At 72.1% G+C, this 7,834-nt stretch carries 5 protein-coding genes; 4 read left to right on the top strand and 1 reads right to left on the bottom strand.

Annotated elements, in window-relative coordinates:
* Positions 1–102 precede the first annotated feature (102 nt).
* Positions 103–1,743 carry an acyl-CoA dehydrogenase family protein gene (locus D588_RS0106995; RefSeq protein ID WP_017915470.1) on the bottom strand — a complete coding sequence of 547 codons (1,641 nt, stop codon included), beginning with the start codon at positions 1,741–1,743 and terminating at the stop codon, positions 103–105.
* Between the two features lie 111 nt (positions 1,744–1,854).
* Here D588_RS0106995 and D588_RS0107000 point away from each other — a divergent pair, with 111 nt between their 5' ends.
* Genes D588_RS0107000 through pdeM form a run of 4 tightly spaced genes read left to right on the top strand, consistent with a single transcriptional unit; the run spans position 1,855 to position 7,631 of the window.
* Positions 1,855–2,859, top strand: coding sequence for a ligase-associated DNA damage response exonuclease (locus tag D588_RS0107000; RefSeq protein WP_017915471.1), 1,005 nt, complete (start codon positions 1,855–1,857; stop codon positions 2,857–2,859).
* On the top strand, positions 2,856–4,448 hold the full coding sequence (locus tag D588_RS0107005; protein WP_017915472.1) for an ATP-dependent DNA ligase: 1,593 nt from the start codon (positions 2,856–2,858) through the stop codon (positions 4,446–4,448). The genes D588_RS0107000 and D588_RS0107005 overlap by 4 nt, the downstream gene beginning before the upstream one ends.
* Positions 4,445–6,991 carry a ligase-associated DNA damage response DEXH box helicase gene (locus D588_RS0107010; RefSeq protein WP_017915473.1) on the top strand — a complete coding sequence of 849 codons (2,547 nt, stop codon included), beginning with the start codon at positions 4,445–4,447 and terminating at the stop codon, positions 6,989–6,991. The genes D588_RS0107005 and D588_RS0107010 overlap by 4 nt, the downstream gene beginning before the upstream one ends.
* Positions 6,981–7,631, top strand: a complete 651-nt coding sequence (pdeM, locus tag D588_RS0107015) for a ligase-associated DNA damage response endonuclease PdeM (RefSeq protein WP_017915474.1) — start codon at positions 6,981–6,983, stop codon at positions 7,629–7,631. Before D588_RS0107010 ends, pdeM begins: the two co-directional genes overlap by 11 nt.
* The last annotated feature ends 203 nt before the right edge of the window (positions 7,632–7,834 follow it).

Here is a 7,834-nt window from a genome sequence, read left to right on the forward strand (position 1 = left end):
GCCCCTTCGGGGCACCTTCTCCCGATGGGAGAAGGGAGAAGGAAGTGCCGGCCCACTCATTTCCCACTTGGCGACGGCGCGGTGAGTCGCCATGGCGCAGGCCTACGGCAACGCACGCATCAGCAGTTCCTCGACCGGCACACCCGGCTCCAGCGTGCCAAACGCCAGTCCATGCGCGCCGGCCAGTCGGCTTTGCACGAACACAGTGGCGGCCGGACTGCCGCTGCGCAGCAGGAGCGCGGCCTGCAAGGCCAGCGCGATGCGTTCGGCCAGGCGCCGTGCGCCGAACTCGTCCACCTCAGCATTACCGGCCAACGACGCGCGCAGTGCGTCCAGCGCCGCGTCGTAGGCCGGGACGGCGCCGGCCGCGGTCTGCAGCTCCGCCAGGACCGCGGCCGCGCTGGCCGGTTCGCGCGCCAGCGCGCGCAGCACGTCCAGGCACTGGATGTTGCCGCTCCCCTCCCAGATCGAATTCAGCGGCGCCTGCCGGTACAGCCGCGGCAGGATCGACTCCTCGACGTAGCCGGCACCGCCCAGGCATTCCTGCGCCTCGTTGACGAAGGCCGGCGCGCGCTTGCACAGCCAGTACTTGCCCAGCGCGGTGGCGATGCGCGCGAATGCGGCCTCGGCGGCATCGGTGTCGGCCGCGTCCACTGCGCGGGCCACGCGCAGCGCGAACGCGGTGGCGGCTTCCGATTCCAGGGCCAGATCGGCCAGCACGTTGCGCATCAGCGGCTGCTCGACCAGGCGCTTGCCGAACGCGATGCGATGCCGCGCGTGGTGCAGCGCCTGCGCCAGCGCCATGCGCATCTGCGCGGCGGCGGCGAGCATGCAGTCGAGCCGGGTCAGCATCACCATGCCGATGATCCGCGCCACACCCCGCCCTTCCTCGCCGACGCGCTGCGCCCAGGCCCCGGCGAACTCGACTTCGCTGGACGCGTTGGACCAGTCGCCCAGCTTGTCCTTCAGCCGCATCAGCCGCAACGCGTTGAGCTGGCCATCGGGCAGGCGCCGCGGCAGCAGGAAGCAGGTCAGGCCGCCCGGCGCCTGCGCCAGCACCAGGAAGCCGTCGGACATCGGTGCGGAGAAGAACCACTTGTGCCCGACCAGACTGTACGCGCCGTCGCCGTCCAGCGGCGTGGCGACGGTGGCGTTGCGGCGCACGTCAGAGCCGCCCTGCTTCTCGGTCATGCCCATGCCCAGGGTGATGCCGGCCTTGTCGGCGATCGGCACATCGCGCGGGTCGTAGTGCGGCGCGGCGGCCTTGTCGGCCCATTCGCGCAAGGCCGGGTCCTGGCGCAATACCGCGACCGCGGCATGGGTCATGGTCAGCGGGCAACTGGTGCCGGCCTCGGCCTGGTGGTGCAGGTAGCTCAGCGCCGCGCGCGCCACATGCGCGCCCGGCTGCGGGCTGTGCCAGGACAGCCCGGCCACGCCATGGCGCTTGGCCGCGTCCAGCAACTGGTGATAGGCCGGGTGAAACTCGACCGTGTCGATGCGGTGGCCGTAGCGGTCGTGCGTGCGCAGCCGCGGACGGTCGCGGTTGGCGTCGAAGCCGAGCCGATACAGCGCATCGCCGGCCAGCACGCCGTACTGCGCCAGCGTCGCCGCGAAGCCGTCCGCGCCCTCGCGTGCGCAGGCCTCACGCAGCGCCACGTCGTCGGCCCAAAGATCGCGCGGTTCGAACGGCGGCGGCTGATTGTCGACCGTATGCGTGGCGAACGCCGGCAGGTCCGTGGGCATGCATTTCCCTCCCAGAAGCGCTGCACGCATTGTGGCCGATCCGTCGCGTCGCCGCGAACGCGCGGGGCGGATTCTCATCTCCTGCACACCGGCTTGGACACAGTGGCGCCCATGCCGAATGCCGCTTCCCAGGATCTGGTGGTGCTGCGCCCGGAAGGGCTGTACTGCCCCGCCGGCGACTTCCATATCGATCCCTGGCGGCCGGTGCCGCGCGCGGTCATCACCCACGGCCACGGCGACCACGCGCGCTCGGGCATGGGCGAATACCACTGCGCCGCCGCCGGCCTGCCGATCCTGCGCTGGCGGCTGGGCGAGCAGGCCTATCGCGCCTACGACTACGGCACCCGCTTCACGCTCGGCCGCGCGCAGGTGTCGCTGCATCCGGCCGGACATGTGCTCGGCTCGGCGCAGGTACGCATCGAAGTGGATGGCGATGTCTGGGTCGCCTCGGGCGACTACAAGCGCCAGCCCGATCCGACCTGCGCGCCGTTCGAGGTGGTGCGCTGCGACACCTTCATCACCGAGGCCACCTTCGCCCTGCCGGTGTACCGGTGGCCGGACACCAGCGCGGTGGCGCGCGAGATCGTCGCCTGGCGCCGCGAGTGCGGCGCGCGCGGCGAGGCCGCCGTGCTGTTCTGCTACGCATTGGGCAAGGCGCAGCGCGTGCTCGCCGAACTGCAGCCCTGGGACGATCAGCCGGCGCTGCTGCACGGTGCGGTAGCGGCCGGCGTGGCGGTGTATCGCGAGGCCGGCGTGGCGATGCTGGACACGCGCACCGTGTCCGAACTGGACAAGCGCGCCGACTACGCCGGGCAGTTGGTGCTGGCGCCACCCTCGGCCGCTGGCAGTCCGTGGCTGCGCCGCTTCCGCCATGCGCAACTCGGCTTCGCCTCGGGCTGGATGCGGCTGCGCGGCAACCGCCGCCGGCGCAACTACGACCGCGGCTTCGTGGTCTCCGACCATGCCGACTGGCCCGACCTGCTGCGCACCATCGACGAGACCGGAGCACGGCGCGTAATTGCGACCCACGGCAACACCGACGCGATCATCCGCGCGCTCAATGAACGCTGTGTGGCCGCCGAGGCGTTCCGTACCGACTACGGTGGCGAGGAATGAAGCGCTTCGCCGCGCTGTACCGGCAACTGGACCAGAGCACCGCGACGCTGGACAAGCGCGCCGCGCTGGTGGCGTACTTCGAGCAGGCGCCGCCGGCCGACGCGGCCTGGGCGATCTGGTTGCTCAGCGGCGGCAAGCTGCGTCGTATCGCCAACACCCGCGAACTGCGCGAATGGATCGCGAAGGAAAGCGGCCTGCCCAGCTGGCTGGTGGACGACAGCTACGACCACGTCGGCGATCTTGCCGAAACCCTCACGCTGCTGCTCGACGATCCGGCGGAAACCCCGGACCCGGCACCGCTGCGCGACTGGATCGAGGAGCGCCTGTTGCCGGTGGCTGCGCAGGACGACGCCGCGCGCCGCGCCGCGGTGGTGGCGGGCTGGCGCAGCCTGGCCTTCGACGAACGCCTGCTGTTCAACAAGCTGCTGACCGGCGCGCTGCGCGTGGGCGTGTCGCAGCGGCTGGTGCAGCAGGCGCTGGCGGCGATGTCGGGAATCGACATCGCGCGCATCGCCCAGCGCATGCTCGGCGCCTGGTCGCCGACACCGCAGGCGCTGGAGCAATTGCTGTCCGACGAGGTGCTGCCCAGCGACCGCCAGCAGCCCTACCCGTTCTTCCTGGCCTCGCCGCTGGAAGCCGAGGCCGCCACGCTCGGTGCGCTCGACGACTGGTTGCTGGAATGGAAATGGGACGGCATCCGCCTGCAACTGATCCGCCGCGACGGCGAGGTGGCGCTGTGGTCGCGCGGCGAGGAACGCCTGGACGGGCGCTTCCCGGAGATCGAGGCGGCGGCGGCGACGCTGCCGCGCGATGCGGTGATCGATGGCGAGCTGCTGGTCTGGCGCGAAGGCGAGCCCGCGCCGCTGCCGTTCACCGCGCTGCAGACCCGCATCCAGCGGCGCAAGCCCGGTGCAAAGACCCTGGCCGACACGCCGGCGCGGGTGCTCGCCTACGACCTGCTGGAACTGGACGGCCAGGACCTGCGCGAGCAGCCGCTGCAGCAGCGTCGCGCGCAACTGCAGGCCCTGCTGGAAGCGCACGCCGATCCGCGCCTGACCCTGTCGCCGCAGGTGCAGGCGACGACGTGGGAGCAGGCGGCAACGCTGCGCGAGGATGCGCGCGTGCGCGGCGTGGAAGGGCTGATGCTCAAGCGTGCGACGTCGCCCTACCAGTCCGGCCGCCGTCGCGGCGATTGGTGGAAATGGAAGGTGGCGCCGCTGACCATCGACGCGGTGCTGCTGTATGCGCAGGCCGGCCACGGCCGGCGCAGCACGCTGTACACCGACTACACCTTCGGCCTGTGGGATGGCGAGCAACTGGTGCCGGTGGCCAAGGCCTACTCCGGCCTGGACGACAGCGAGATCCTGGCGCTGGACCGCTGGATCCGCGCGCACACCACCGAGCGCTTCGGCCCGGTGCGCGCGGTGACGCCGTACCAGGTGTTCGAGCTCGGCTTCGAGGCGGTGAATCGCAGCAGCCGGCACAAGTCCGGCATCGCCGTGCGCTTCCCGCGCATCCTGCGCTGGCGCCACGACAAGCCGTTCGCCGAGGCCGACCGCTTGACCACGCTGCAGGCGCTGACGCGATGAGCGCAACCGCGGCGCGCCGGCGCCCGGCCGATGCGCCGCTGTACGCCTGGTTCGCGCAGCAGGGCTGGCAACCGCTGCCGTTCCAGCGCGCGCTGTGGCGGCAGTATCTGGACGGCGGCTCCGGGCTGCTGCACACGCCCACCGGCAGCGGCAAGACCCTGGCTGCGTTCGGCGGCCCGTTGTTGGAGGGCCTGCGTGCGCAGACCGCGGCGCAGGCGGCCGCCGCCAAACAGACGCCCGCCCGTGGCAACGGCGCCAGCGCGACTGCCAAGACCGCCTCGCCGCCGCGCACGCGCCGGCAGGCGCAGCGCGACCTCAAGGTGCTGTGGATCACCCCGTTGCGCGCGCTCGCCGCCGACACCGTGCGCGCGTTGCGCGAACCGGCACAGGCGCTGGGCCTGGACTGGCAGATCGGCCTGCGCACCGGCGATGCCAGTGCGCGCGACAAGCGCCTGGCGCGCAGCGGCAAGCTCGACGTACTGGTGACCACGCCCGAATCGCTGGCGCTGCTGCTGTCCTATCCCGACACCGCGCCGCAACTGGCGACGCTGCGCTGCGTGATCGTCGACGAGTGGCACGAACTGCTCGGCAACAAGCGCGGCGTGCTGTTGCAGCTGGGCCTGGCGCGGCTGCGCGGGTGGGCGCCGGCGCTGCGCACCTGGGGCCTGTCGGCCACGCTCGGCAACCTCGACGAAGCGCGCGACGTGCTGCTGCCGCACCTGCCGCAGGCGCCGATCGTGGCCGGGGTCAAGCCGCGCACGCTGACCCTGGAGACGCTGGCACCCGCGGTGGGCGAGCGCTTCCCCTGGGCCGGGCACCTGGGCCTGGCGCAATTGCCGCGGGTGCTGGAAAAACTCTTCGCGGTGCGCACCAGCCTGCTGTTCACCAACACCCGCGCGCAGGCCGAGCTGTGGCATCAGGCGCTGACCTCGGTGTGGCCGGAAGAAGCGCACACGCTGGCCCTGCACCACGGCTCGCTGGATCCCGCACTGCGCAGCGCTGCCGAGCAAGGCCTGCGCGACGGCAGCCTGCGCTGCGTGGTGGCGACCTCCAGCCTGGACCTGGGCGTGGACTTCCCCGCCGTCGATCAGGTGCTGCAGGTCGGCAGCCCCAAGGGCGTGGCGCGGCTGCTGCAGCGTGCCGGCCGTGCCAAACACCGCCCCGGCGAGGCCGGCCACGTGTTGTGCGTGCCCTCGCACGCGCTGGAACTGGTCGAATACGCCGCGGCGCGCCGCGCCATCGCCCATGGCCGCATCGAATCGCGGCCCTCGCCGCGGCTGTCGCTGGACGTGCTGGCGCAGCACTGCATCACCTGCGCGCTGGGCGGCGGCTTCGCTGCCGACGCGCTGTACGCCGAAGTGCGCGGCACCGCCGCCTTCGCCGCGCTGGACGCACCGACCTGGCAGGCGGTGCTGGAATTCGTCGTGCAGGGCGGGCGCGCGCTGGCGCAGTATCCGGACTACCGCAAGGTGGTGCTGGACGAAGACGGCCTGTACCGCGTGCACGACCGTCGCATCGCCCTGCGTCATCGCCTGTCGATCGGCACCATCACCAGCGACGGCAGTGTCGCGGTGCGCTTCCTGCGCGGCGGCAGGCTCGGCGCGGTGGAGGAGCAGTTCGTCGGCCGTCTGCGCCGCGGCGATCGCTTCCAGTTCGCCGGGCGCCTGCTGGAACTGGTGCGACTGGAGGACATGACTGCCTACGTGCGCCTGGCCAAGGGCGGCGACGGCAGCGTGCCGAAGTGGATGGGCGGGCGCATGCCGCTGTCTTCGGAACTGGGCCGCGAGGTGGAAGCGGTGTTCGCCGATCCGCGCGGCGAGGCCGAACTGCGCGCACTGGCGCCGCTGCTCGGCCTGCAGCGCGCGCTGTCGGATCTGCCGGCGCCGCAGCGGCTGCTGGCCGAGCGCGTGCGCGCCCGCGACGGCCAGCACCTGTTCGTGTATCCGTTCGCCGGCCGCCAGGTGCACGAAGGCCTGGCCGCGCTGCTGGCGCTGCGCTGGGGCCGACGGCAGCGCAATACCTTCAGCTTCGCCGCCAACGACTACGGCTTCGTGCTGTCGCCGGCAGAGGACGCGCCAATCGATGCGGCGCTGCTGCGCGAACTGCTGAGTCCGGCGCAGTTGTTCGAGGATCTGCGCGAGAGCCTCAACCTCGGCGAACTGGCGCGCCGCCAGTTCCGCGAGATCGCCCGCGTCGCCGGCATGTTGCCGCCAAGCCTGCCCGGCCGCCTGCCGCGCAGCCTGCGCCAGCTGCAGGCCTCCAGCGGCCTGCTGTACGACGTGCTGAGCCGCTTCGATCCCGAGCACTTGCTGCTGGCGCAGGCCGAGCGCGAGGTGCTGCAGGGCGAGATGGAACTGACCCGGCTCGCCGCCACCCTGGACGATTGCGCCGCGCGCGAGCTGGCACTGCACAGCCCGCGCAGCCTCACGCCACTGGCGTTCCCGCTGTGGGCCGAGAGCATCCGCGGCCAGCTCAGCACCGAGGACTGGAAGGCGCGGGTGATGCGCGCGGCGGCGCAACTGGAGCAGCGCCATGCGCGCTGAACTGGACTTGCGGCTGGCAGGGGAACCGATGCGCCTGCTCGGCGACCGCGCACTGTACTGGCCGGCGCGGCGACGGCTGCTGATCGCCGACCTGCATCTGGGCAAGGCCGACGTCTTCCGCCGCGCCGGCATCGGCCTGCCGCGCGGCGGCACCGCGCTCGACCTGGCGCGGCTGTCGGCGCTGCTGCAGGCACAGGATGCGGCGGAACTGTGGATCCTTGGCGACGTGCTGCACGGCGCCGCGCCCGATGCCGACTGGCAACGCCAGTGGCATGCCTGGCGCGCGCAGCATCCGCAACTGCGCGTGGCGGCGATCACCGGCAACCATGACCGCGCCCTCGCCGGCGCCGGGCTGGACATCGCGCCGCTTGGCACGCAGGTGGAAGACGGCCCGTTCGTGTTGCGTCACGATCCGGTGACAGATGCGCAGCGCCACGTGCTGTGCGGGCACCTGCACCCGCTGGCCAAACTGCCTGGCTTGCGCCCGCGCTGGCCGGCGTTCTGGCTGCGCGACGGCATGACCGTGCTGCCGGCGTTCTCGCACTTCACCGCCGGCGTCGCCCCGGTGCTGGCGCCGGGCGAGCGCCTGGTCGCCTGCGTCGAAGGCGCGGCCTTCGCCCTTCCAGTGGCAACGGCGTAGATCGGGCGGGGTGGCGACTGGTCGTGACTGCAACCGAAGTGGCCAGTGCGATGCCGTGCTGTGGGAGGGACTTCAGTCCCGACGCGACCAACTGAAAGGTGTCGGGGCTGAAGCCCCTCCCACAGTGCAGTCACAATGCATTGCGCGAGTGCTTGGCACCGTGCTGGAGGAAGCGTCGGTGTAACGCCGGGCAGCCCATGACC

Source organism: Xanthomonas sp. SHU 308, assembly GCF_000364645.1.
GTDB classification, from domain to species: Bacteria; Pseudomonadota; Gammaproteobacteria; order Xanthomonadales; family Xanthomonadaceae; genus Xanthomonas_A; species Xanthomonas_A sontii.